This window comes from Orbaceae bacterium lpD01 (genome assembly GCA_036251705.1).
In the GTDB taxonomy this organism is placed as follows: Bacteria; Pseudomonadota; Gammaproteobacteria; order Enterobacterales; family Orbaceae; genus Utexia; species Utexia brackfieldae.
Genome location: CP133959.1, coordinates 2134584 through 2156767 on the forward strand (window position 1 = coordinate 2134584; position 22184 = coordinate 2156767).

Genomic DNA, 22184 nt, shown 5'->3' on the forward strand with positions numbered 1-22184 from the left:
TTTTTATCCTTGTTGTTCAATGATTTGTTTAGCCCGGTCAGCTAATGACCCAGCATTGTTGTTCACAACAGCGCCGCTATTATGAGGTTGACCCGCTGCCCCACCAGAGCCGCTAGCCTTTGATTGAATAATGACTGGAGCAAATAACGCGTTACCTTGAAACTCTTTACTTAAGTCCTCAAGCGTAAGCGCACTAGCTCGCCCTTCACCGTCAAGTACTCTGGTTTTACCATCCTCGACGGTTAATCGTGATTTAATGTGAGGCAACAAAATACCTGCGCTGTCACCCGCCAAAGCTGTTGCAATGCGCTGGGCTTCGTTATCAACTAACAATGTATGCAGCCGGTTATCTCGACCTTGAACCTCAGCCAGCAACTCTTTTTCACGTTGCGCCAATTTGTCCTGCCAACTTTTCTCGATTGCTTCAATATTGCCTTGTTTACGGGCTTGTTCTTCCTGCGCTCGCTTAGTCTCTTCCTCAAGCGCAACACGTTTCGACTGCTCCGCTTTTTTCTCACCGAGCAGCTCCTCGACTTTACGCTGCAATCCGGTTACATCAGGGATTCCTTCAACAGCAAGCATGTACTGACCGTCTTTAGCCTCATAAAGGGCTTTGACTGACTCGTCTAAACCGTTGAATTCATCGTTAGTTAATTTAAGTTTTAGCATTTGTTAACCTCTGGTTAATGTGTTTAAGCCTCTGGCTTAAGTTAAAAAAATAGCCCCATAAAGGAGCTTAATTAATTCCTGCATTTTCAAATGCGTCAGGGATTATTTTCTTGAGTTCTTCAAGCGTTAACGGCTTGAAATTCTTATTAAGTTGAAGCCTTGCGAATCTATCTGCATCAATGCCGCCATCCCGGAATAATTTCCCGCGAGTTGGGCCAAGAATAAAATCTTGCCTTTTTGCAGATTGATTACTGAGCCACTGATAATAATTTGGGTCCTTGTGGCGCGAAGGTGATTCCAAGCCTGTCTGATCTTGATACTTTTTAGCTAATATCGGAATTCTACGGCTACGGCAATGCGGATGTAATGGCGGACGCGGCCCATCTCCAACTTTAAACCGCTGTCCATCGAGTGAGCGGCAAACTGCTGATGTTTGATTATCGAGTATTGATGAAAATTCCTCGTAGTCGATAAGGTCTGAATTAAGCATAAAGAAATCATCAACTGCGACGCTGTAAGCGTGCTGTAACGAGGTGCTAGCGACTGCATTATAGTTATTAATAAAACTATCTTTTAACCCTGCAATTTCCAGCCCTAAATCAGCAAATGAGCCGCCTCGTGAGTAGATAACTATTGCGGCGTTCTGCACTTTTTGAAGGGTCAGCACTTTGAAACTTGCTATAAATGCAAATGTCCCAAGTGGACCATTCCAGTTACTAAGCCCTAGCGGGGTGTTTGCAATGGCTGAACCTACCCTATCAGCATCAGCGGCTTTAACGCGATCATTCAAAAGCGACTTAAAGCCTTTATACTCAATATCGCTAAATACTTGCCCGGTAGATACCACCTCATCAAACAAGTTGCTGACGGTCTCATCTAATAGCGGCGTTAATGCCTCGCTAATAGCTTTATTAACCGCTACTAATTGTTTTTTTGTTGAGATAATGCCCTCAAAATCCACCAGAGCGACCAAGGCGCTTTGTTTTATCTGCCTAGCCAGCTTTTCTGATAACTGTTTTTGCTGAGCCTTTAGTCTCTCAAGCAGCGACTGACTAAATATTGCGTTATCTGTCAGAAAGTCCATAAACTAAACCGTTAAATTTTGATTGCTGATTTCAAGCTCTTCAATGATCGTTTCCGGGTCATCGTTTTGCGGTACGAGTCCGACGCGTTGCTGGTATCGAATGAAATCAATCAGGCGCATCTTACCACCTTGAACAGCAGCCATTAGCGCAGTAATTGCTTGAGAATCAAGATTAACAATGTCGTAGCGTTTATTTAGCTCGACAGAACCCTCGCCGCCGCCCTCAAACTGCTGAGCGAACAAAAGCGCTTTGTTTATTGCGTGTTCAACATTACCAGCGCACAAAGATAAAATAGAGTTATCTGTCTGCGCCTCATCACCTGCTTGAGTAGCCGTCCGCGCTGATGAATTTCGCTCAACCAATTTCGCGCCAAGTTTTGCGAGTTGCTCCTCTTTGCGCTCCAGTGCTTTGATAACGAGGTTTCTGTCCTCGGGCTGCACATATTTAAGGTCGCCACCAGCTGGCAGTGTCACCCCATCACGCGAACCCACCACGAAACCCTTTTTAAGAAATCTATCAGCCCAATCCGCAGTTAAGCCTGTTATCGCAACCATAGGACAGCCAACAATATGCGCAGCCTCAGCGATATCAGCTTCTAGTTGATAATGTTTGATGTTCGTATAAGCAATATCAGACAGTGGCGGATTATCTGGCGTGTGGTCATTGTTACTGGCCCCAATCCATGCCCAAGGTAATTCATTTAAAGGCTTGCCTTTCGAATCGTTCAGAGGTATAAATCCAGTGACAGTTACGCCACTTTGAGTCATTTCCCAGTGACGAGCATGAGCCACACCGCCAACCACTCTTAGCTCAATCCATTTTGTAACCATGTCAATTTTAAAATCGTCGGTTTCGGCTGGCTCTTCGTACTTAAGCACTACAAGTGTTGTCTTGCCTTTCGTCACTCTCCAGTTGATAATTTGTTTAGCGTTGAAAAGGCGAAGTACAGTGCGACCCTTCGTTAATGTTGTTTGCTCTCCGCCACCAGTATAATCAGTGAATATCCCTGCGCGCCCTCTGCGTAACGCCTGCGACAAGCAATCACGTGCGAATTGTTCTAAAGGCTGGCCCTCTCCGTCCGCATCGTTGGTTAAGATGCTCAATGCGCCTTTCAACTCAATTTTTGGTGGCTTATTAAAAGCTATCCCAATAAGTCCTGATAGCGTTCGCCCGGTTGCATTAATGAATGAAGCTCTAAATAAATACTTGTTATAGCGTTCTTCATCATGAGAGCCTTCTGCCTCGTTTGGCCGTGGAAGGTAAGCTTCTTTTTTTCGTTTGATTTCACGCTCACCAGCTACACAATCATCTATCATCTGCCATTCTTTGATAAACTTGTTGTAAGCGGGATGTTTAAAATCAACATCTTGATTGTTCATTGTTTTGTCACCATTTGAATTTAAGATCGGTAGCGTGTTTTATTTGCTGATTAGCAACCGCAAAATAGCGGAAAGCGTCAGCGCAGTGAGAGGTATGATCATGGAGTGGCTTATCTCTCCAGCATCCGTTTTTATCGTCCCAAGCCTTACGATAAGCTTCTAACAGGGCGACGCCTTCTTTACAGTTGTCATCATCAAATACACAAAGCGGGAGGATTTCACGGGCCAGCTCTATACCGTTATCGACGCTTAGTTTAGGTACAACAGTAAAACTTACCGAATAAATAGCACCGTCGATTTCATAGCCTTCATAAGCTAACTGCTTCCGGCTTTTACCATCTCCGGCAAATTCGCGATTATCGATATCATGGGGGGCGTAATGCTCGGCATACTCATACCCTTTATCTTTTAGCACTTTTAAATAATGCCTTAAGCCTTCCCCGTTATTCTCATAGTAGTCAATAATGTGCAGCTCATTACCCACATGGCGAACAAACCAGATAGCAGTTGAATCGCCAACCCCCAAGTCCCAATAAGTGCTGACAGGCAAGTGACTATTATCAGGCAGTGAACAAATGCGCCCCCGAGAATAAAGGTCTCGGAATTGTTTAGCGTAATATGCACCCTCGATTGTCTGAGCGAATGCTTCAGCCGGGATAGATGGATATTCCCGTTTCATATCATCGCCGAGCGTTTTTTCTTTAGCGTGATACCAAACTTTTTGCTGGTTAGTTAACTTAATGCCGTGTTTGTGCTCAAGTTCATCAAAATAGTCAACTAGACGCGCTGGCAGTTTTATGTGATCGTTTAGCGCGTAAAGTGGATTTTCCCACCAAGCAAAAAAGAAGAATTTCCAATCTAAACTAGATAAATGACGCTGTTGTAATAGATCCTTTTCCGCAGCCGTGCAATAATCATAAAAGTACCCAGTCCGGCCCTCTGCGGTGCTCTCAATAGTAATAAAGCAATCAGTCGCGACCGCCTCAAAAGCACCCGTCACGATTTCCCGAGCTTTATCCGGGAACTTGGCGCATATCTTGCCGAACTCTGAAATGTGTAGATATTTAAGCGTCCCACCTCGAAACGAGGTATTAACATACATCGAGCCGCCGTTATTAAAAACCAATTCCCGGGCTGCATCATTTTTAGCGGGGTTTGCTAGACGAATAAAACTAGGTAAGTGATCGTAAGCGTATTTAACTTTTTCTCTAAATAGCCGCTTTGCATCTTCCAGATTATGAGCAATCAATGCGCACTTTGCAGACTCAAACAGTGCCGCATCTAACTGAATAATACATACTTCAGTCGTAAACCCTAATTGACGAGCTTTTAAAATGAGGTTTCTTGTATGCATCCCCTCGAAATACTCAAGCTGTTCAGGGGTCATCTTGAATTTAGTCTTTTTACCCGCTTTATTGGTGATGTAGTAAAGATTATTTAACCGCCAGAATCTATTTTTAAGCTGCTCTTTTAGCTCGCCTAACTGTTTAATCGATTCTGTCATTTAATTAGCCTCTGCGGATATCTCCCTCATAAGCTCGGCCATTTCATCAACTAAAGTAACCGAGGTTTCTGTTTTTTCTTTAAATGCTTGCACATCTACGTGCTTGCCGAGAAGTTCAAGATTTTTGACCTTGTCCGGCCACTTGATTTTTTTCATAATGACATCTGTGTCACCGCTACCAAGAATCGCAATATCTAACCCCGATAATGTAGTACGCCAAACTTTCGGCCATTTTCTTATTGGTAGCAAATCACCGGAATCGCTTAGAATGTCGATTACGTCCATTTGATCGATTTCAGTTAGGCGCCTTAATACATAATCAGCATCAATCTGATTGCGCTTATTACGATTTTTTTTGAGTGATTGGATATGCGCTTGAACTGAAGTTTTCTGAAGTAACTGATACCCCATTTGCTCAGCTGTCTTTTCACTATACCCAGCTCTTATTGCTGCCTGTGTCGCGTTTAAGTCAATTAAGTACTCACGACAAAACAGCTCCTGTTTGTCTGTGAGCTTTGCCATATCTAATTCCTTACTTAGTCGGTAAATATTTATACTTGTAGTTTGTTGCAATGATAGTGACTGATGCGAATAAGCAGCCAAATATGAAACCAATAAAAATTGACATAATGCTTTCCTTTAGACGTAAAAAAACCGCAATTAAGCGGCTTATGAATTGTTATGCAGGTTTATTTATACTCACCCGCGTAAATTTAATACTTTATGCAATTAAGGTGATTATTTATTACTATAAACCGTCCCATCCTTCATTCATTGGTTAATTTTCCGTATTGCTTTTAACTTACTGTTACATTGCTCAATAACATTGAGTAGCTGTTCGTTGTAAATAATAGAATCACCCCATGTCATATTTTTAGGAGCTAAATTAGGAAGGCATGGAGCAGTTAAATTACTCGGTATTTTCAGAGAGACGTATTTTATTTGAGTGTTCGCGCAGCTTGTTAGAAACATCAGAAGGAATAACAGAACTAGCGCATGTGTCATCTTTGAGTGCATTTTGTAGTAACTCCTGTAGCTCTATTGACTGATTTTCTAAGTTAGCTTTTTCACGCTCTTGTTGTGCTACCAACTCATTAGTATCATTAATACTTTTATACAAATGCTCTATTTCGCTTGATAGCTCATTGATTTGTTGTTGCGCGTGCTTCTTGTGTTGATACTGCTCATAGCCAAAGTAGACAGCAAATACTAAGCCTAGCGTAACGAGCGACAGCGGCATAAGTGATTTTAATTTATCTATCATACTAAACCAGCCAGATAAACAGTTTTAGAGCCTTGTTTCACCGCTGTAAGCACTTGATGGCGATCTTCAGTAGTGCTGTAACCAATATGCACCCATTGCTCAAACTCTAAAATCAACTTATCAAATAGTATTCCGCGCTCTAATAAACGTTTGCATATCTGCCGTGGAGTCCCAAACTTGGGGCACGTAAAATCAATTGCTAAGCCTTTTGTATGCGCACTAGTAGCACTACCGCCAACTTTATTATTTAATTCTTTGCACCGGAAGCCGGATGATATGATAATAGGGTTACCGTCCAATGCCTCTCTAACCTTTTCCATTTGCCCAGCAATAAAATATATATTTGTCATCAAATGCGCCGGTACTGAATTGTCTATATTAAACTTGCTTGCTGTTGCTGATTTTGTTAACTCTGAAAGCTTAAAATTCTCTGTCAGTTTCATTATTTCTTCCCTAAAAATCTTTCAAATACTCGTTCCAATGCTTTTGTTGTTAAATCCAACAGCCCGTTTATTAAGATATTCATTTTCTCTATACCCCAGAACCCAATAAAAAGCCCTACAAGCATAGGAATGTTGTCGCTTTCATAGCGGAAAAAAATCAATAGCAGCTCTTTCACGCCGAGCGCGAAAGGCAAGGCGATCAATGATAAAATTAAAGAGTTTAAAAGTTTCCCTCTTCTTCTATTTCCTGTTGCTATGTCTTCTCTAAGTGCCATCAAATACGATATAGCAAAAGCCATCAAGACACATACGTACATGCTCGCGTTGCTTTTTAGCCATGCCAAAAATGCAGCAAGTTCAGGAGTGTTGTTTTGTGGCATCTTAATAATCTTCATGATTAAACCTCTAACGAGGCAGTTATAAAAAAGGGGTTAACGCAGCTCTTTAGTTTAGATATTCTCTGTTTGTTTGCTGCGAACCCCTGTATTTTTGATATAAAAAAAGCCCCACTGATTAGTGAGGCTTGAAAATTGGGTAATAAAAAAGGCACGACTTAATCATGCCTCATATTGGGTTAAATGTTTGCAGACATTTAACATATCCGTCAAACCGACCACAACTATATAGGAGTAGGCGTTAGAAGTATAAATAACTAAATATTGCGTTATCTATATTAGCCTACTTTAATTAAAATATAAAGAGTTCGGCTTTAATTTTCTCTTTGGCTTCTTTTCAGTTTAACGCCTTGACTTCATGAAGAATTTCATCATCACCCGGTTCATGGTGAATATATGATCTACCTGCTTCTTTGCTTGACAATTTTTTTAACAAGTAGTATGTTTTCATGAATTTCACCCATAAAAAAAGCCCCGCTATTTGCGAGGCTTAAATTCTGAATGCGGAAAACAGCACGATAGGCATATTTTAATTCCGGAATTCCGGAAAGTCAACCATTTTGTCAACATTAAGCAGCGATATCATGAATTTTATCGTCAAGTTTAGCTAAAATGTAAAATTCTGCATTCTTCAATGCTTCATACAGTGCGTTAGTTCTCATCCCTGTCACTTTAGCTTGTCGGCTGCATGATATGCTATTAAGATAATTATTAACTAAAACTGAGTGAAGGAAAGGCTCAACCTGCTTTAATCTTAGAACAGCCTTATCCACCTGCTCGGCCTCCTCTTCTAATAACATAGAACGATAATCAGCATCTCTTTTAGCACCCTCAATCAAAGCAGTCTTAAAAGGATATTCGGTACCAATTCGCTTACTAACGCGCACATTTGCCCAAGCTGTTAAAATTTCCTTAATATCTCTCATTATTCACTCTTCCTTTTGATATCTTTGATTTTTTGACGGTAATCAGTTTTAATTTGCTTGATCTCTTCAATCGTGTACTTTTTAGCTTCATGATTACCCTCTAACCACTCAACCGCCTCGGTTCCTACTTTCTTAACTAAATTGATTCTGTACTCAACGATATTGCCTGATTTGTGGTTATTACACGCGCTACATTGCTTATGGACGTTAAGTTCGTTAAAACGAAGCTCTGGATGCGCTCCGACTGTTTTATAATGCCCAGCATGATATTGCCCCTGATGGTGACGCCCACAACTGATACAAGGCTTTTTTGCATCTCTCAATCGAATGTAAGCATTAAACTCTTTTTGTGCTTCTGCTAAGTGCTCAGAACGCGTTTTAACTTTATCTTTCGCTAGCTTATTAATTTCCCTGCTTACGCGCTCTTTAGTCTTATTAGTGGGTAGATTGTTATAAGCTATCGCACACTGCCAACAGCAAACTACTTGCCCGAATTTAGCTGGAACAAACGATTTACCACAATCTGGATTTTTACACTTTTTCGGCTTAGGTGGCTTTAAAGGCTTAATCATTAACACGCTCTCCATTCTTATAAAAGCTTCCGCATGATCCGCCAGTACGGCCACTCGATAAAACTATTGGTCTCATACATTTGTAGGTGTCACTTTTGCGGTTTAATTCACAAGCCCAACCACAAACCAGACATTTAAATTTACTTTCTAAGTGCTTAACTCTGCCCATCATGCCACCTGCTTATCTTTCAGTTTTTTGTACTCACTGTTAGCTGGTATCGTTAAAGTTAATCCCTTGCTGTGAGCGTCATATTCGATCTGATTTAAGTAAAAATGCATTTCCCCAGTGTCTAGCAGCTTAGTCGATTTGATTTTTACAATCTGGCCAAGCACGTTTTTTTCTTTCTCCGGGCAAAACATTTTTTTATAAAACTCGTGTACATCTTCGGGGCTGATTTCTTCTGTACTATGCTTGTTTGCTTGCTGCGCTATCTCAGTGCACCACATCCAGTTAAGCGAGTTCTGATCTACGGTCCTTTTATCCTTCCAGACTTTAATGACTATCCGGTACCGCTTGCCGCTTAATACTAGTTCTGTAAGTTTTTGAAATATGCTTTTAATGTTCGATTCGTGAAGACATAGATCATCCATCACAATTACCCTTTGCCAATTCAGCACCTGCCAGCCAAACGTCAAACAAATTGATGCTTGTAAAATGTTCATTATTTCTTAATTTAGAAAACCACTCGTTAAACTTAACGCGCTCTTGCTCTATCTGTTCAGTGCTTAATTTAGTCATCTTGCTGCTCCTTTTGCTGATGATTTAATTCCTCAATTTTTTGCTTTTCTGCTTCAATATCCATTCTTGCACTCCTAATCCTTCCTAACTCGCTATCAAGCATGTAATAGTAAGGAACTATGTTTCTACCAATAAGAATTGCTATTCCTGCGGTTAGAAAGAGAACTGAAAAAATCATAAAACAAATGCCACACCACCAAATTATTGAATCAATCATCTGACTTTCTCCTTAGCTCATTTAAAATCCGTTTTACTTCTTTCTCATCACTGCGCTTACTAAGTTCTGCAATGATTTCATTCCGTGTCGCCTTACCTGTTTTAAGCCGCTTTAGTGCACCGTAAGCATATAAATATTGCTGCTCTTTCTCGGTGTCTTGGCTTGCTAATGAGCAGTGGTTAAAAGTCATCTTCATCGTCTTTGTACCGTTTTTTCTTAGTTGCTTCTTTGACTTTTTCTTGTGAGATTCTTGCTGCGTTCTGGTCGGCTTCGAATATTTGTCCATGCTTCATGTTTACAAATACCGAGCCAGTTTTGCCGTGACGATTTAAACGTAACAATATTTCTGTTAGAGACTGATCAGCCTGTTCGTTGTAGACGCCATCGCGGTATAAACCGAACCAGTAGTCACAATCTTGCTCGATTTGGCCAGTGTCGCGGCTGTCACTCGGGTAAGGTCTTTTATCTGGTCTTGATTCAATTTGGCGGTTTAATTGGGTAAGCAGAACAACCACGCAAGAAAGCTCTTTGGCTAGCGCCTTTAGCCCTTTGGTAATGATCCCGTAAGCTAAGTCATTACGCTCTGCCTTCTCTGGCTTCATCAGCGTAAGATAATCGACGAAAATCATGCCTAGCTGACCTTTTTCACGTTTTAATCGTCTACACTCTGAAACGATATGACTTAACGAAATTGATGGCGTATCATCGATAAATACATTTCCGCTTCTGATTATTTCACCAACGCAGTTCATTGCGATATTGAAGTTAGTCTCTTGTTTCTCAGCATCATAAAAAACGTCTCCGCTCACACCTGAAACCTGCGTTATCATGCGCTCAAATAGCTGATCAGATGGCATTTCCAAACTGAATATAACGGCAGGTTTTCCTTCTTTCATTGCGCAATTTAAAGACATTTGCACCAGGAAAGCTGTTTTACCCATTTTAGGGCGGGCGCCGATAACAAACAGAGACCCTTTAACTACACCTTTCGGGGCTAGCATCTCATCAAAAGCCTTGATCCCAACGGTAAGCCCTCTTGCTTTATCAGGATTTGTGTAACGCTGCTCAACCTCTGCAAGCCATTTGTCACTAATAGCATCTAAATCAATCAGCCCTCTTTGCTTGTCACTCTTGCAGGTCTCATCAAGCGATGTGAATAACCGTTGAACTTCAGATAACTTTTCATGAGTTTCTAGGCCGTTCTTTGAAGTGATCAGCTCCTGACATTCACTGAGTGTTTTTAGTGCCGCTCTTTCAAGATATTTATTTTTGATTGTTTCTGAATATGCTTTAACATTAAGCACCGTCGGAACTTTGCAAAGATCAGCTAGATAGCTAAAGCCACCAGCATCATTGAGTAAGCCTTTTCCGGTTAACTCAGCATCTAGAGTGACTAAATCGATCGGCTTTTGGTTTGTGTTCATTGAAGCCAGCACATTAAAAATTACTTGTCTGTGACGGCCATAAAACATGTCAGCATGTAATTCATTGAAAACGTTCTGACAACGTTCTGAGCGAGAATCTAAGATAATTGAACCGATCACAGCCTCTTCAGCTGAAACATCACAAGGATATTGTTTAATCATTCTGTAAACTCCGCTTTGCTTATAGTTCCCTCGCGTACTGCAATCACAGTTGATTCACGAATAACAAAATCAAACCCTGCTATCCAGCTCGTTTTATTGTCGCCAAAGTAAAACGATTTGGCTCTTGAGCTGAATGCGTTAAAATAACTGATTGCTGAGTCAATAGAGTTTTTAGCAAGATGTTTAGTCATGAATGATTTAATCGCTCTCTTGCGCTTATCAGAAATACTTTTAACATTCGGCAGTCTGTCGCCTAGAATCTCGTTGTAAGCATCAGCGACAGCTTGATAATCGATTGATACTTTTTTACCGCTTCGGTCATCGCCAGATGACATAGTGTTTTTATTGTTCTCTAATGTCTTGTTATTAATGTCTTGTTCATGTTTCGCGGTGTTAGTCTCGGATGGTATCGCGGGTAATGTCGCGCCTTCATGCTCTGAACCTTTGTTGTTACTACCTTCGTTGTTAGCGGGCAATGTCGCGGAGATAGTCGCGGTAGGTGTCGCGGTCGCGACATTCTGATATTTGCTATAATTTAGGATGGTAATAACCGTTCCAAACCGAGTACCATCAATGGTTATCATGTTTTTAGATTTAAAGAATTTCAAAATTCGATTAACAGCATCAGTCGATAATGACTTCCCGTCTCTATCTTTTAGTTTTGATGCTAAATCGCTAACTCTAATAACCAGTTGTCCCGCTTCCAAGTTCCATTCTTGATTATTGAAATTAACCGTCACAGGCCTAAATGCAGCCTGACCAACCAAGCGAACAAAGCAGGCTAATTTAAAAGCATCAACAGCCCAATCAGCCTCTAAAAGACTTCTGTATATATCGAAGTGGCCCTGTCTTGAGTTATTCATCTTGTTATCTCTATAATCAGAAAAATTGACTATCTTTTTTGCTGCTGACATGTTGCCCCCTTAGCCTCTTCCAAGCTCTTTCTTAAGCCTTTAGCCGATTCCTCGGTGTAAATCGCTCTTATTTGTTACATTGTCCATGTGTTTAACTCCTTACTAGTTATTCACTACGCCACTAACGCCAATTAGTGGCTTTTTTGTTTTATTAACGTATATCTAAAATGCACCCGCCCAGTTTTCGGGTTAACAAATCGAGTTTTACTCTTCTCGTAACCAAATTCGTTCTCTGCTTGACGTAATCGAGCACTTATCGAAGTTTCTTGATCATGCACGTTGAACTCTTCATGAATGAATGATTGAATTTCGTTTAGCGTGTACATGCCACGGCTAGCGATTGAAACAACTCTATAAAGCTGACTGTTTGGTGTGATTTGTCTTAATGTCATAAACACCTCTTACCACTCAAAATCAGGACAAAGTTCTTGTTTTGTTACCTTGCCCCTAGTTAATCGTTCAATCTCAGCTGCGCGTTCTGGAGGGACTCCATTGTCAACCCATTTAGATACCGCCCAGCTTGTAATCCCGAAATGTCGAGCTAGTTTGGCTGGACCGCCTCGTCCATTTTTATCGCCTAACAAAATAAATACTTTTTTGATTGCTGCCATTGTTATATTATCCTTTTTCACAACTATGAGTAGAATAAAAGCAACTATAACACAACTTAAAATAGAATTGAAATATAATTTTTGACATATAAAATCTACTCAATGTAGATAAGGGAATAAACTAATAATGAGTAATAAAGAAAAAGATATGTTTCCTCAAAGACTTAAAGCGGTTATGAGTGAAAAACGAGTAACCATTAAAGCCTTGAGTGATTACACAAAGTTAAGTTATGAAATGATAAGAAGGTACACACTTGGGCAAGCTATACCCCGCTCGGATAATTTAGAAAATATTGCAAAATTCTTGGGGGTGTCTCAAAGTTGGTTGCAATATGGTATTGACGAAAATGGCGATCGCTCAACTTCACCAAGCAACGAAACACAGAATAATAAAGATTCTTTTATAGTAGAAGTGCTTAACTTCACGGCCAGTGCTGGTAATGGTTATTTAAACTCAGATGTTAAAGAAGTAATAAAATTAATTGAGTATGACCAGGAGGAAGCAAAACTACTATTTAATGGCCTGATGTCTTCTCACTTAAAAGTTATCAATCTGAAAGGCGATAGTATGCAAGGCACATTTGAATGCGGTGATGCTATATATATTGACGTATCAGTTAGATCTTTTGAAGGGGATGGTATTTATGTATTCACCTTTGGCCGAGGATTGTATGTTAAGAGATTGCAATTAATAAAAGATCGACTTCATGTGATATCTGACAATAAGACTTACAAAGACTGGGATATCACAGAAGCTGAAATAGACCAGCTTTATATACATGGCAAAGTAATGCTAAGTCAATCAATGCGCATAAGAAAACACGGGTAACTGTGTTTTTTTAGTTAAAGAAATAGTCTAAATAAGTAGGGAAACGGAATGAATAATGATTTAATTAAAATAGGTCGAATAATCAGTGATCCTGAGTATATTGGAGATGGAATAAATTGTGCATTTAAGTGTATTGCCTATTGCGATAAAGAAGAATACTCAGTTATAGCTAAATACTTATCTGACGTTGAGATTCTTAAAGAAATTATTTGTTCTGTCCTTGGTAGAACTATTAATTTACCTATACCAGAACCTATATTACTATTAGATAAAGATAATAAATTTTGTTTTGGATCTATCGATGTTGGATACCCAAATTTATTCCACTGTCTTAATACAGAAGACCCATTTTACATAGAATTTCATTCAGTCATTAAAAATTGGAGTGACCTAGAAAGCGCCACTTTTTTTGATGAATTTATTATTAATCCTGATAGGCACTCTGGAAATTTACTATATAACGGTAAAGATATAACAATGATTGATCACGGGTTTTCCATGCAATTAAATGTAGTGACCCCAGACTATAATAAAGAGTGGAATAATATTTTATTTAATCATTTATTATGTAACTTTGCTGATAGTTCATGTAATCACGCTATAGATACAAGTAAGCTAACAAATTATCTAAATATGTGGTGTGAAACAATATGTGAAGATAATTTCATAGATAAAATTGATAAAAAAATACCTGTTGATTCAAATTTAAAAAATGAGTTACTATCTTTCTTAAAAGACAGAAGTTATTTTATTCAAGATATTATTAATAATAAGATTAACCCAACACAGATGGATTTTGTTAATGTTTAGCGACATAGAGCTATTAAAATTAATACCAACACCACCAACATATAAGGCGGTGTGGGCTCCTATCTATTTTGAACCAATAGCGGGATCTGGAGAAAAATTTACAATAGCGGTTGCAGCTATTGCTGAGTCTGGCGAATATAAAGTTAAACAATCAATTAGACAACATGTAGTTAAGGCTATGTATGGTAACAAATCTGATCAGTTCACTAGTTTAATTGATTTAATTATTTCTAGCTTATCAGCCCACTTAGATAAAACTAAACAATTTAATAACTGGATAGCACCCATACAGGGGGTTAGTTTAGGTAATATAAAAAATACGGCATCAACAGATATGTTAGGGGTTTTACGGCAGGCAGTGATGTTAACAGCAAGCTTATCATCTCTAGATTTCTATTCTAATGATGATGAAATAGAACAATACTCATCTGATAATACATGGTCTAAACAAGTTAAAGATCTTGTTGTAAATAATCATCCATCTTTAGATATTTATTTTAATAAAAGCTTTAAAGTTGTATCAGAGGCTAGAGCAGCTAAAATTTTCTTTTTAAGTGAAAGAACAGCAATAAATACTGAACGACTGCGCCCAAGTAATATAGCCATCGACTTGGATAGAAACAAAGCGAGATTATTAGATCTTTTTGCTGTTCACGACTATGATTATTTTTTCAAGAGAAACACTCATGAGCTCATTGTTTACAGACCTTTAGAAGATGATCCGACATTTAGCAAACAACAGATGAAGCGATTAAAAGATGCTCTGTTAACTCTTGAAGAGGTGGGAGATAAACACTCAATCATAGTTACACCAGTCAGCACCCCACAGCAAGCATTAAAAAGAATTGAAAGAGCAGAATTCAATTTTGCAGCTTAAATATTATTTCTTGATACCAACCCACTTCGGTGGTTTTTTTACACCTATACCCTTCTAATTATCAAAACCCACATCTTTAGTACCTGTACTCAAAGTCATTTCAGATATTTATTGCTCAAAAAATAATCAATCAAACAATTTAAAATTCATTTAAAAACAACTACATAACGACTTTAAGTAGAATTAATTACAACTTAATTGCAACTTTTAGTAGACTTATTTTCTATTTAAAGTAGAATTAACTCATCGAAGCAAAACACGCTTCACCCCGAAAAGGGTCGCTCTTTAAAAATTTGGAAAGTCGGATTTAGTTTAAAAGACGGAAAGTCCCGAGCAGATAAATCTGCATGCACTTATCAGGCAGAAGTACTGATAACTGACATCAAAGGCAAACTAACGAAACTATGAACTAAGGCGCAAAAACTCAAGCTCTAGAGACAACTGAGCATTCAAATCAAAGCATCTTCATTGAGGGTGCTTGAGTTTGAAAAATGAAGTCACCTCTTACCCTTTAACTGGGCTTTTTATGGAGTAATCAAGATGAGCTTAGAAATGTTACAGCGACATTATGACAACGCAGTAGAAAACTTCAGAGTACAAGACGGAATTGAAGCAATAGCAAATCAGCTAGATGAAAAACTCTGTGCTACTGATATTGAAGAGTTCATCAAATCGGCGATAGGTAGTGACGCTGTAGTGTCTCCGACAGCATATAAGCACTTATCTGCTTTACTTGATGCAATCATCACTGATACAGCAAACAAAAGATTTTATGAAGTGTAGTAAAGACTCTTGCCAGTGAAATTAAAGCTGGCCTTTTTAAAGGATGAATATATGAAAAAGTATAAATTAACTGATGAATGTAAAGAAGTTGATGGAGTTAAAGTTTACAGAATTGAAGCTTTAAAAGATTTTGGCAATGTTCTGACTGGAGATTTGGGCGGTTTCATCGAAAAAGAAAGCAATCTAAGTCAAGCGGGTCATGCTTGGGTCAGTGGTAGGGCTCGGGTCAGTGGTAGTGCTCGGGTCAGTGGTAGTGCTTGGGTCGATGGTCATGCTTGTGTCAGTGGTAGCGCTTGGGTCGGTGGTAGTGCTCGGGTCGATGGTGGCGCTCAGGTCAGTGGTGATGCTTGTGTCAGTGGTAGTGCTTGTGTCAGTGGTAGTGCTCGGGTCGATGGTCATGCTCAGGTCAGTGGTGGCGCTCAGGTCAGTGGTGGCGCTCAGGTCAGTGGTGATGCTTGGGTCAGTGGTAGTGCTTGTGTCAGTGGTAGTGCTCGGGTCAGTGGTAGTGCTCGGGTCAGAGGTAGTGCTCGGGTCGATGGTCATGCTTGTGTCAGTGGTAGCGCTTGGGTCGGTGGTAGTGCTCGGGTCGATGGTCATGCTCAGGTCAGTGGTGGCGCTCAGGTCAGTGGTGATGCTTGTGTCAGTGGTAGTGCTCTAATCAACGATCTTGACGATTATATAACTATATCGCCTATTGGCAGTGAAGGTGGCGTCCTCACCGCTTTCAAAGACAAAAATAAATCAATAACCGTGACGCGAGGTTGTTTTTTAGGCTCTATCGCTGAGTTCGCTGAAGCAGTCAAGACAACTCACAAAAACAACAAGCACGCACAATTATACAATTTAGCAATTGAAATGATTAAAGCTAGATTAGCTATCGGTGAATGATTACTTGTAATAAATCTTTATGAAAAAAGACAAGGAGGTCTATATGCAATTAGATCAATGGTGTGCATCACATTATAAATGCTTAAATTGCCCGTTTCGTGATAAAAAATGCAAGAAACTGGCTCACGAAAATACTACTCAATTTAGCTTAAGAATGGAGGCTGCGGTCAATGAATACAATCGACAAAGATTACATGGACTGTAACGTGCGGGCAATAGATAGATTTAACCCACATTATAAATTAACCAGGGCGGAGAAAATAACCGCCCTTTTTTGTGCCTTCATAATTATGACAGGCTTTTTTTATTTGTATTTAACTGTTGCGACTAGCTGAGGTGATTATGGAGTCCTTCGAGAAGAAAGTATGGAAAACATTATCTGCTATTAATGTTAATGAAAAAGTAGAAAAGAAAAACGGGCTAACCTATCTATCATGGGCATGGGCATGGGGCGTTCTGATGGAGAACTTCCCTCAATCCGTTTATGTAGTAAATGAGAGTCAAACCCAGCCCGACGGCTCAACAATGGTTAGTGTCACCTTAACCGTAAAAGAAAATGACAATGAAGCAAGCCGTTACATGTGGCTGCCGGTCATGGACTACAAAAACCAAGCCATTAAATCACCCAACACAGTAGATATTAATAAAGCAGTAATGCGCTGTCTAACCAAGGCTATATCAATGTTTGGATTAGGTTTTTACATCTATGCTGGTGAGGATTTGCCGGAGGAAGAAAAGCAGGCTCAAAAAGCAAATAATGATGAGCAAAGCCAAAAACGCACTTCATTAATTAAATCAGTTGAAGAATCAGCAAAAAAAGGCACTCAAGCAATGGGCGAGCTTTGGAAATCGTTATCAACTGAAGATGTAAAATTAATCGGAGAGCAGGAAAAGCAACGTATTTACGTGATAGCTAAGGCGGTTGACAATGCAGCAGCGCACTGATGACTGGTTCGCTGCTCGTCTAGGTAAAGTAACCGCCAGCAAGATTAGCGATCTAATGGCTAAAACTAAAAGCGGTTACTCAGCCTCTCGCCAAAACTATATGGCTAAACTAATTTGTGAACGGCTGACAGGAGAAAAAGAAGAGACGTTTACTAATGCAGCAATGCAGCGCGGTACTGATTTAGAACCAATCGCAAGAGAGATTTATATTCTTAATCAATTTGACGCCAAAGTTAAAGAAGTCGGCTTTATCCCCCATCCTAAAATAGAAAACTCAGGCGCCAGCCCGGACGGACTTGTAAACGATGATGGACTAATCGAAATCAAATGCCCGAACACGTGGACACATTTAGAGTTCAGAAAGACTTTAAAGCCTAAGCGTGAATATATCTTACAGATGCAGTGGCAAATGATGTGTACAGGTCGAAAATGGTGCGATTTTGTTAGTTACGATGATCGGCTACCCGATGACTTAAGCTATAAGTGTGTCCGAATTCAATATGATAAAAAACTTGCTAAAGAAATAGAAGCCGAGGTAATCAAGTTCTTAAATGAACTAGATGCTGAAATAGAATTGATACGGGCGCAATAAGCGCCTTTTTTAATGGGTGATATATGAAAGCACAAGACCTTAGACTTAAGATTAAAGAAGCTGTAGATAATGAATGGCTCTTACCTGATCAGATAAGATGGTTGATTCTAAATAAGCTTGCCAAGCGGCAAAAAGAAGTGTTTACACAAATAGTTATTGATGAAGTAACGCGTTCAATTAACGAAGAACTTGACGCGGATTATGACGCCTTCAGAGGTTGGAAATAAACAGAATTAAGTGAGGTTTAGATGGCTAAGTTTAGAGGCACTTTTGTGCAAACTATCGAGAATGTCTATGAGTTTGAAATAGAAGCTAACAACAAAGAAGAGGCAACAGAGTTACTACTAGAAGATCCTTTTGAATACTTATCAAATGCAGATCGAGTTGATGAGGAAGAGTTGGGTGTTGGCGAGGTGACCTTTAAATGACTCAATTAAACTGATGCAAGTATCCAGATGAAAAACCGAAACACATGCGAATATGTTTATGTATTGATGTGAATGACAATATATTTACTGAATATTTCAGCTACGGAGCATTTTATAGTGACGTGGTTTTATGGGCTGAGATACCACTACCGGAGAATTGATTATGAAATATTTTAGCTATGACCCAAATGATGTTGGATTTGAACTTCATGAAACGAAGGAGCAAGCAATAGCTCGGGCAAATGAATGTATCCCATATTATCTTGATGATGGGTGGGATGGCGCAGTGGGAGGCGTCTGCTGGGGCGAAATAAAAGAAATAGCCCAAAAAACAGATGTTCGCCCAGACCCAACAGGTGAATTTGATTATCTTTGTAACTTCGAGCTACAAAAACCGGGACAAGAAGCGAAACCAGAGGATTGATTATGCGTAAATATCAATATGTCATTCACGGTAAAAAGTTCGATTATGTAACAAAAATCAATTTAAATTTAAATTATAAATGGGAACGGAACAATTTAGTTGAGTTAATAGCAGAAGATTTCTATAACAGGCATAAAGGATGGCAGGAGCTATATCCAACTGAACTTGTGCTTATGCATAAAAATATCAAGATCGGAACATTTAGGATTGAGCGTAGATATTCCGCCGTGTTTTCAACACAACAAATTGAATAACTGAGGTAAAAATGTCAATTAATACACTATCAGCCAGCGGTAATGTTGGCAAAGACTGCGAATTACGTTACACAAATAACAATACACCTGTTGCAGAGTTCCACCTTCCAGTTAAACAAGGGTATGGAGAGCATCAAAAAACAGCATGGTTAAAATGTGTCATGTGGGGTAAAGCAGCTGAATCATTCGCGCCTAACATTAAAAAAGGTGATTTACTTTCGGTTAGTGGTGAGTTCTATGTTGAGGAATACGAAAAGGATGGAGTTAAACGAGTTACTCCGTGCTTAAGAGTAAATCAAATTCAACCGAGTAAAAAGCTAGAGCAACAGCAACAAGCAAACCGCCTTGCTTCACCGCCACCAGAGCCACCAACCGACTTTGATGATTACCCGATCCCCTTCTAGAGCAATTAAGTGAAATAAATTTAGCGATATTGACATTAATTTTATCAAGTTGTATAGTTGGGTCTGGTGCTGAAACCACCTCAACTAGCGGAACACCGCAACCGACATTAGCGGTATTTTTATATCTCGATTTTATGATCGGGTGGCGTGCATAATACAATACCGAAAGGGAATATTGCAGGCTGTCTAGTTGCAGGTTTCAAGCACCCGATCGCCCTACTGAAACTAGGGTTACATAAATCAACTAGAGGTATAAAATTATGTCAATTCATAATCGCATTTCACTTGATTCAATCAATAATATCGACGCATCCCTAGCTAAAGCCATCGCAATAATCCGATTACTATCAAATGACGGTCATAATCTTGATATTGGTTTTCAATGCAATCATTCTGTTGTCATGGATGCTATTTGGGATGTTAGCGATCAGCTTGATAATATTAAAAATGAGTTGAGAGGTAAATAATTATGAGTGGTTTAATTAATTTACAAAATAAAGAACTAACTATGTCCAGCCGTGAGATTGCGGAAGTAACGGACAAGTTACATAAAAATGTATTAGCTGATATCAAAAATATGTTTGATGCGCTTAATATTCAATCGGCTGACTTTTCAGCCAATTACAAAGATGTAAAAGGCAGAACGTATCAGGAGTATTTACTACCTAAAAAATACATTGAGTGTTTGTTAACTGGTTACAGCATTCCTCTACGAATGAGAGTAATTGATCGGTTGCACGAGTTAGAAGATAAAGAGCAAATCATTGTTCCGAAAAGTCTACCTGAAGCCTTACGATTGGCAGCGGAGCTTGCGGAAGAAAAAGAACTATTAAAAATTGAAGTTAATGAGTTAAAGCCAAAAGCTGAATTCCACGATTTAGCCATTGATACTCATGGCGCATTGTCAGTAAGTCAAGCAGCTAAATCATTAGGAACAGGTAGAAATAGACTGTTTGACTTTTTGCGTGAAATTGGCTGGGTTAGAAGAGATAACGAACCCTATCAAGAAAAAATAACTCAAGGATTACTAAATGTGAAACTTAGCAATTGGGAGCATCCTGAGCTTGGTATACAAAGAACAGTAACCACATTAATTACAGGAAAAGGATTGGTTAAGCTCTCACAAATGCTTAATTAAAAAATAGATACTCAACTCAAAAAGTTTCAAATCAACAAAGGGCTATATGCCCTTTTTCATCAACCGCCTAGTGCGGTTTTTTAATGCCTAATTGGTGAAAATATGATTGTAAACACAGATAACTTACTATGTATCACAATATCGAACTTATCTCGACTCGACCCGATAAGAGTAATTATACAGAATTATGAGCCGGGGCAAGGCAGTATAACTATTACTGAATCAGCTCGGGCATGGTGTGCCGCTTGGTCTCATATGTCAGATCGTAGCGTTGAGCAATTCTTTTATGACTGTGATGCAGAATATTTAATTGCTAATCTCACTCATTATGAGGAGCACTTAATAGTATCCGAAAAGCTTTTTAAAAGCAGGATTGAAGCAATCAAAAAAGCATTCCTAGAGCTTGGAATTGTAACCCCTTAATGACCTACCCTTCCCCTAATCCCAACCCGCGCTACTCGGTGCGGATTACTATTGTCTGGAAATAAATATGGATATTACCGTTAACAGTTATTTTTGCGGCGCTGGCTTGATGGACTTAGGTCTATCTAAAGCAGGTATCACAATCAATCAAGCGTTTGAGTTAGATAAAGACGCTTGCAAAACATATAGAGCCAATTTCGGTGACCACATTAAAGAATGTGATTTGACGAGTGAGTTAGTCCTGGAGCAAGAGAGCTGTCACGGCATGGTATTTACATATCCGTGCACAAAATACAGCACAGCCGCAAATCTTAATGGAACCAGAACTGGTGATGAATTGTTTCTTCATGCTTTAAGACATTTAGCAATTGCTCGACCTGAATTTTATATCGTTGAGAATGTCCCCGGGATGAGAGCCTTTCCAATTGTCATAGAAGCCATGACCAAAATGCCGGACTACTACATACAAGTATTTTGCCCTGTTCAATCTGAATTATGGTTACCTCAACGGCGAGATCGATTAATTATCATTGGCACAAAGCGTCAATTTAGCATTAGACCTCCGTCAAATACTAAACCAGTGCTTTTATCTGAAATTCTGGAAGAAAACCCGCAAGTGAATATCTCCCAATCTGTTTACGCGCGGCTAGATGGCAAATACAGAGATAAGCCCATTATCTCAGACCCCGAACGTGGAGATATAGCGCCTACTTGTGTGGCTCATTACTCTAAAGATAAAGGTACTCGTCTGGTAGTAGATAAAAAATTCCCTCGGGGAGTTCGCCCGTATTCAGTGCGAGAGTACGCAAGACTACAAGGCGTTGATGATAGCTTTATTTTTCCTGTTTCTGACAATGCTGCGTATCGTCAAATTGGAAACGGCGTCTCTGTGCCAGTCGGTCAATGGATTGGGTCAGAAATGATTAGATACATGAATAAGAATACGATTAATTAAGGAATGCATATGACCACTCACAACCTAAAAATTTTACACGAATACTTCCAACCCGTCATTGAGGGTAAAAAGAAAGCCGAGGCTATGTGATGCAGCAAGTCAAGGCTGGTTAAAACTAAAACAATTTTAA

33 protein-coding genes are annotated in these 22184 nt (G+C 39.4%); 15 read left to right on the top strand and 18 right to left on the bottom strand.

Annotation, left to right across the window (positions count from 1 at the left end):
• Positions 1-3: 3 nt before the first annotated feature.
• The 18 genes from RHO15_09630 to RHO15_09715 all read right to left on the bottom strand — a co-directional run bounded on the left by RHO15_09630 (position 4) and on the right by RHO15_09715 (position 12304).
• Positions 4-669 (bottom strand): hypothetical protein, encoded by a 666-nt coding sequence (locus RHO15_09630; protein ID WVD63714.1) that lies wholly within the window; start codon positions 667-669, stop codon positions 4-6.
• A gap of 67 nt (positions 670-736) precedes the next feature.
• Complete coding sequence (locus RHO15_09635) at positions 737-1753, bottom strand: hypothetical protein (GenBank protein ID WVD63715.1); 1017 nt, start codon at positions 1751-1753, stop codon at positions 737-739.
• A gap of 3 nt (positions 1754-1756) precedes the next feature.
• Positions 1757-3133, bottom strand: coding sequence for a DUF4055 domain-containing protein (locus tag RHO15_09640; GenBank protein ID WVD63716.1), 1377 nt, complete (start codon positions 3131-3133; stop codon positions 1757-1759).
• 7 nt (positions 3134-3140) lie between these two features.
• Positions 3141-4637, bottom strand: coding sequence for a hypothetical protein (locus RHO15_09645; protein ID WVD63717.1), 1497 nt, complete (start codon positions 4635-4637; stop codon positions 3141-3143).
• The gene (locus tag RHO15_09650) at positions 4638-5159 is read right to left on the bottom strand and encodes a terminase small subunit (GenBank protein WVD63718.1); all 522 of its coding nucleotides are present in this window, start codon (positions 5157-5159) and stop codon (positions 4638-4640) included. It lies immediately after the preceding gene.
• 388 nt (positions 5160-5547) lie between these two features.
• Positions 5548-5901, bottom strand: coding sequence for a hypothetical protein (locus tag RHO15_09655; protein ID WVD63719.1), 354 nt, complete (start codon positions 5899-5901; stop codon positions 5548-5550).
• The gene (locus RHO15_09660; protein WVD63720.1) at positions 5898-6344 is read right to left on the bottom strand and encodes a D-Ala-D-Ala carboxypeptidase family metallohydrolase; all 447 of its coding nucleotides are present in this window, start codon (positions 6342-6344) and stop codon (positions 5898-5900) included. Before RHO15_09660 ends, RHO15_09655 begins: the two co-directional genes overlap by 4 nt.
• Positions 6344-6739, bottom strand: coding sequence for a phage holin family protein (locus RHO15_09665; GenBank protein WVD63721.1), 396 nt, complete (start codon positions 6737-6739; stop codon positions 6344-6346). The genes RHO15_09660 and RHO15_09665 overlap by 1 nt, the downstream gene beginning before the upstream one ends.
• A gap of 569 nt (positions 6740-7308) precedes the next feature.
• A complete protein-coding gene (locus tag RHO15_09670; protein WVD63722.1) occupies positions 7309-7665 on the bottom strand; it encodes an antiterminator Q family protein in 357 nt (118 codons plus the stop codon).
• Positions 7665-8291, bottom strand: coding sequence for a recombination protein NinG (locus RHO15_09675; GenBank protein WVD63723.1), 627 nt, complete (start codon positions 8289-8291; stop codon positions 7665-7667). The genes RHO15_09670 and RHO15_09675 overlap by 1 nt, the downstream gene beginning before the upstream one ends.
• A 114-nt stretch (positions 8292-8405) precedes the next feature.
• Positions 8406-8831: a hypothetical protein gene (locus RHO15_09680; protein WVD63724.1), complete on the bottom strand. Its 426-nt coding sequence runs from the start codon at positions 8829-8831 to the stop codon at positions 8406-8408.
• The gene (locus RHO15_09685) at positions 8821-8976 is read right to left on the bottom strand and encodes a hypothetical protein (protein ID WVD63725.1); all 156 of its coding nucleotides are present in this window, start codon (positions 8974-8976) and stop codon (positions 8821-8823) included. The genes RHO15_09680 and RHO15_09685 overlap by 11 nt, the downstream gene beginning before the upstream one ends.
• Positions 8969-9193: a hypothetical protein gene (locus RHO15_09690; GenBank protein WVD63726.1), complete on the bottom strand. Its 225-nt coding sequence runs from the start codon at positions 9191-9193 to the stop codon at positions 8969-8971. The genes RHO15_09685 and RHO15_09690 overlap by 8 nt, the downstream gene beginning before the upstream one ends.
• Positions 9186-9383 (bottom strand): hypothetical protein, encoded by a 198-nt coding sequence (locus RHO15_09695; protein WVD63727.1) that lies wholly within the window; start codon positions 9381-9383, stop codon positions 9186-9188. Before RHO15_09695 ends, RHO15_09690 begins: the two co-directional genes overlap by 8 nt.
• On the bottom strand, positions 9373-10779 hold the full coding sequence (locus RHO15_09700) for a DnaB-like helicase C-terminal domain-containing protein (GenBank protein WVD63728.1): 1407 nt from the start codon (positions 10777-10779) through the stop codon (positions 9373-9375). The genes RHO15_09695 and RHO15_09700 overlap by 11 nt, the downstream gene beginning before the upstream one ends.
• Entirely contained in the window at positions 10776-11693 is a 918-nt protein-coding gene (locus RHO15_09705; protein WVD63729.1) for a hypothetical protein, read from the bottom strand. Before RHO15_09705 ends, RHO15_09700 begins: the two co-directional genes overlap by 4 nt.
• 131 nt (positions 11694-11824) lie before the next feature.
• Positions 11825-12085: a hypothetical protein gene (locus tag RHO15_09710; GenBank protein WVD63730.1), complete on the bottom strand. Its 261-nt coding sequence runs from the start codon at positions 12083-12085 to the stop codon at positions 11825-11827.
• Positions 12086-12094: 9 nt separating this feature from the next.
• On the bottom strand, positions 12095-12304 hold the full coding sequence (locus RHO15_09715; GenBank protein ID WVD63731.1) for a Cro/CI family transcriptional regulator: 210 nt from the start codon (positions 12302-12304) through the stop codon (positions 12095-12097).
• 127 nt (positions 12305-12431) lie between these two features.
• On the opposite strand from RHO15_09715, the gene RHO15_09720 reads away from it, so the two are divergent.
• The 15 genes from RHO15_09720 to RHO15_09790 all read left to right on the top strand — a co-directional run bounded on the left by RHO15_09720 (position 12432) and on the right by RHO15_09790 (position 22054).
• Positions 12432-13133 carry a S24 family peptidase gene (locus tag RHO15_09720; protein WVD63732.1) on the top strand — a complete coding sequence of 234 codons (702 nt, stop codon included), beginning with the start codon at positions 12432-12434 and terminating at the stop codon, positions 13131-13133.
• Positions 13134-13181: 48 nt separating this feature from the next.
• Positions 13182-13943, top strand: a complete 762-nt coding sequence (locus RHO15_09725; GenBank protein WVD63733.1) for a hypothetical protein — start codon at positions 13182-13184, stop codon at positions 13941-13943.
• Positions 13936-14820 (top strand): hypothetical protein, encoded by an 885-nt coding sequence (locus tag RHO15_09730; protein WVD63734.1) that lies wholly within the window; start codon positions 13936-13938, stop codon positions 14818-14820. Before RHO15_09725 ends, RHO15_09730 begins: the two co-directional genes overlap by 8 nt.
• A 540-nt stretch (positions 14821-15360) precedes the next feature.
• Positions 15361-15603 carry a hypothetical protein gene (locus RHO15_09735; GenBank protein WVD63735.1) on the top strand — a complete coding sequence of 81 codons (243 nt, stop codon included), beginning with the start codon at positions 15361-15363 and terminating at the stop codon, positions 15601-15603.
• A 51-nt stretch (positions 15604-15654) separates the two neighbouring features.
• The gene (locus RHO15_09740) at positions 15655-16491 is read left to right on the top strand and encodes a hypothetical protein (GenBank protein ID WVD63736.1); all 837 of its coding nucleotides are present in this window, start codon (positions 15655-15657) and stop codon (positions 16489-16491) included.
• 342 nt (positions 16492-16833) lie between these two features.
• Positions 16834-17436: a DUF1071 domain-containing protein gene (locus tag RHO15_09745; protein WVD63737.1), complete on the top strand. Its 603-nt coding sequence runs from the start codon at positions 16834-16836 to the stop codon at positions 17434-17436.
• Complete coding sequence (locus RHO15_09750; GenBank protein WVD63738.1) at positions 17420-18028, top strand: YqaJ viral recombinase family protein; 609 nt, start codon at positions 17420-17422, stop codon at positions 18026-18028. Before RHO15_09745 ends, RHO15_09750 begins: the two co-directional genes overlap by 17 nt.
• Positions 18029-18051: 23 nt before the next feature.
• A complete protein-coding gene (locus RHO15_09755) occupies positions 18052-18255 on the top strand; it encodes a hypothetical protein (GenBank protein ID WVD63739.1) in 204 nt (67 codons plus the stop codon).
• A 21-nt stretch (positions 18256-18276) separates the two neighbouring features.
• Positions 18277-18456: a hypothetical protein gene (locus tag RHO15_09760; protein ID WVD63740.1), complete on the top strand. Its 180-nt coding sequence runs from the start codon at positions 18277-18279 to the stop codon at positions 18454-18456.
• Positions 18457-18619: 163 nt separating this feature from the next.
• On the top strand, positions 18620-18880 hold the full coding sequence (locus RHO15_09765) for a hypothetical protein (protein ID WVD63741.1): 261 nt from the start codon (positions 18620-18622) through the stop codon (positions 18878-18880).
• A gap of 2 nt (positions 18881-18882) precedes the next feature.
• A complete protein-coding gene (locus RHO15_09770) occupies positions 18883-19134 on the top strand; it encodes a hypothetical protein (GenBank protein WVD63742.1) in 252 nt (83 codons plus the stop codon).
• An 11-nt stretch (positions 19135-19145) separates the two neighbouring features.
• Entirely contained in the window at positions 19146-19538 is a 393-nt protein-coding gene (locus RHO15_09775; GenBank protein WVD63743.1) for a single-stranded DNA-binding protein, read from the top strand.
• Between the two features lie 260 nt (positions 19539-19798).
• The gene (locus RHO15_09780) at positions 19799-20005 is read left to right on the top strand and encodes a hypothetical protein (GenBank protein ID WVD63744.1); all 207 of its coding nucleotides are present in this window, start codon (positions 19799-19801) and stop codon (positions 20003-20005) included.
• A 2-nt stretch (positions 20006-20007) separates the two neighbouring features.
• A complete protein-coding gene (locus RHO15_09785) occupies positions 20008-20676 on the top strand; it encodes a phage regulatory protein/antirepressor Ant (protein WVD63745.1) in 669 nt (222 codons plus the stop codon).
• A gap of 490 nt (positions 20677-21166) precedes the next feature.
• Positions 21167-22054, top strand: coding sequence for a DNA cytosine methyltransferase (locus tag RHO15_09790; protein WVD63746.1), 888 nt, complete (start codon positions 21167-21169; stop codon positions 22052-22054).
• Positions 22055-22184: the final 130 nt, after the last annotated feature.

Coding starts and splice junctions, on each gene's coding strand:
- RHO15_09630 (WVD63714.1), bottom strand. CDS start 669: ATGCTAAAACTTAAATTAACTAACGATGAATTCAACGGTTTAGACGAG.
- RHO15_09635 (WVD63715.1), bottom strand. CDS start 1,753: ATGGACTTTCTGACAGATAACGCAATATTTAGTCAGTCGCTGCTTGAG.
- RHO15_09640 (WVD63716.1), bottom strand. CDS start 3,133: ATGAACAATCAAGATGTTGATTTTAAACATCCCGCTTACAACAAGTTT.
- RHO15_09645 (WVD63717.1), bottom strand. CDS start 4,637: ATGACAGAATCGATTAAACAGTTAGGCGAGCTAAAAGAGCAGCTTAAA.
- RHO15_09650 (WVD63718.1), bottom strand. CDS start 5,159: ATGGCAAAGCTCACAGACAAACAGGAGCTGTTTTGTCGTGAGTACTTA.
- RHO15_09655 (WVD63719.1), bottom strand. CDS start 5,901: ATGATAGATAAATTAAAATCACTTATGCCGCTGTCGCTCGTTACGCTA.
- RHO15_09660 (WVD63720.1), bottom strand. CDS start 6,344: ATGAAACTGACAGAGAATTTTAAGCTTTCAGAGTTAACAAAATCAGCA.
- RHO15_09665 (WVD63721.1), bottom strand. CDS start 6,739: ATGAAGATTATTAAGATGCCACAAAACAACACTCCTGAACTTGCTGCA.
- RHO15_09670 (WVD63722.1), bottom strand. CDS start 7,665: ATGAGAGATATTAAGGAAATTTTAACAGCTTGGGCAAATGTGCGCGTT.
- RHO15_09685 (WVD63725.1), bottom strand. CDS start 8,976: ATGACTAAATTAAGCACTGAACAGATAGAGCAAGAGCGCGTTAAGTTT.
- RHO15_09690 (WVD63726.1), bottom strand. CDS start 9,193: ATGATTGATTCAATAATTTGGTGGTGTGGCATTTGTTTTATGATTTTT.
- RHO15_09695 (WVD63727.1), bottom strand. CDS start 9,383: ATGACTTTTAACCACTGCTCATTAGCAAGCCAAGACACCGAGAAAGAG.
- RHO15_09700 (WVD63728.1), bottom strand. CDS start 10,779: ATGATTAAACAATATCCTTGTGATGTTTCAGCTGAAGAGGCTGTGATC.
- RHO15_09705 (WVD63729.1), bottom strand. CDS start 11,693: ATGTCAGCAGCAAAAAAGATAGTCAATTTTTCTGATTATAGAGATAAC.
- RHO15_09710 (WVD63730.1), bottom strand. CDS start 12,085: ATGACATTAAGACAAATCACACCAAACAGTCAGCTTTATAGAGTTGTT.
- RHO15_09715 (WVD63731.1), bottom strand. CDS start 12,304: ATGGCAGCAATCAAAAAAGTATTTATTTTGTTAGGCGATAAAAATGGA.
- RHO15_09720 (WVD63732.1), top strand. CDS start 12,432: ATGAGTAATAAAGAAAAAGATATGTTTCCTCAAAGACTTAAAGCGGTT.
- RHO15_09725 (WVD63733.1), top strand. CDS start 13,182: ATGAATAATGATTTAATTAAAATAGGTCGAATAATCAGTGATCCTGAG.
- RHO15_09730 (WVD63734.1), top strand. CDS start 13,936: ATGTTTAGCGACATAGAGCTATTAAAATTAATACCAACACCACCAACA.
- RHO15_09735 (WVD63735.1), top strand. CDS start 15,361: ATGAGCTTAGAAATGTTACAGCGACATTATGACAACGCAGTAGAAAAC.
- RHO15_09740 (WVD63736.1), top strand. CDS start 15,655: ATGAAAAAGTATAAATTAACTGATGAATGTAAAGAAGTTGATGGAGTT.
- RHO15_09745 (WVD63737.1), top strand. CDS start 16,834: ATGGAGTCCTTCGAGAAGAAAGTATGGAAAACATTATCTGCTATTAAT.
- RHO15_09750 (WVD63738.1), top strand. CDS start 17,420: ATGCAGCAGCGCACTGATGACTGGTTCGCTGCTCGTCTAGGTAAAGTA.
- RHO15_09755 (WVD63739.1), top strand. CDS start 18,052: ATGAAAGCACAAGACCTTAGACTTAAGATTAAAGAAGCTGTAGATAAT.
- RHO15_09760 (WVD63740.1), top strand. CDS start 18,277: ATGGCTAAGTTTAGAGGCACTTTTGTGCAAACTATCGAGAATGTCTAT.
- RHO15_09765 (WVD63741.1), top strand. CDS start 18,620: ATGAAATATTTTAGCTATGACCCAAATGATGTTGGATTTGAACTTCAT.
- RHO15_09770 (WVD63742.1), top strand. CDS start 18,883: ATGCGTAAATATCAATATGTCATTCACGGTAAAAAGTTCGATTATGTA.
- RHO15_09775 (WVD63743.1), top strand. CDS start 19,146: ATGTCAATTAATACACTATCAGCCAGCGGTAATGTTGGCAAAGACTGC.
- RHO15_09780 (WVD63744.1), top strand. CDS start 19,799: ATGTCAATTCATAATCGCATTTCACTTGATTCAATCAATAATATCGAC.
- RHO15_09785 (WVD63745.1), top strand. CDS start 20,008: ATGAGTGGTTTAATTAATTTACAAAATAAAGAACTAACTATGTCCAGC.
- RHO15_09790 (WVD63746.1), top strand. CDS start 21,167: ATGGATATTACCGTTAACAGTTATTTTTGCGGCGCTGGCTTGATGGAC.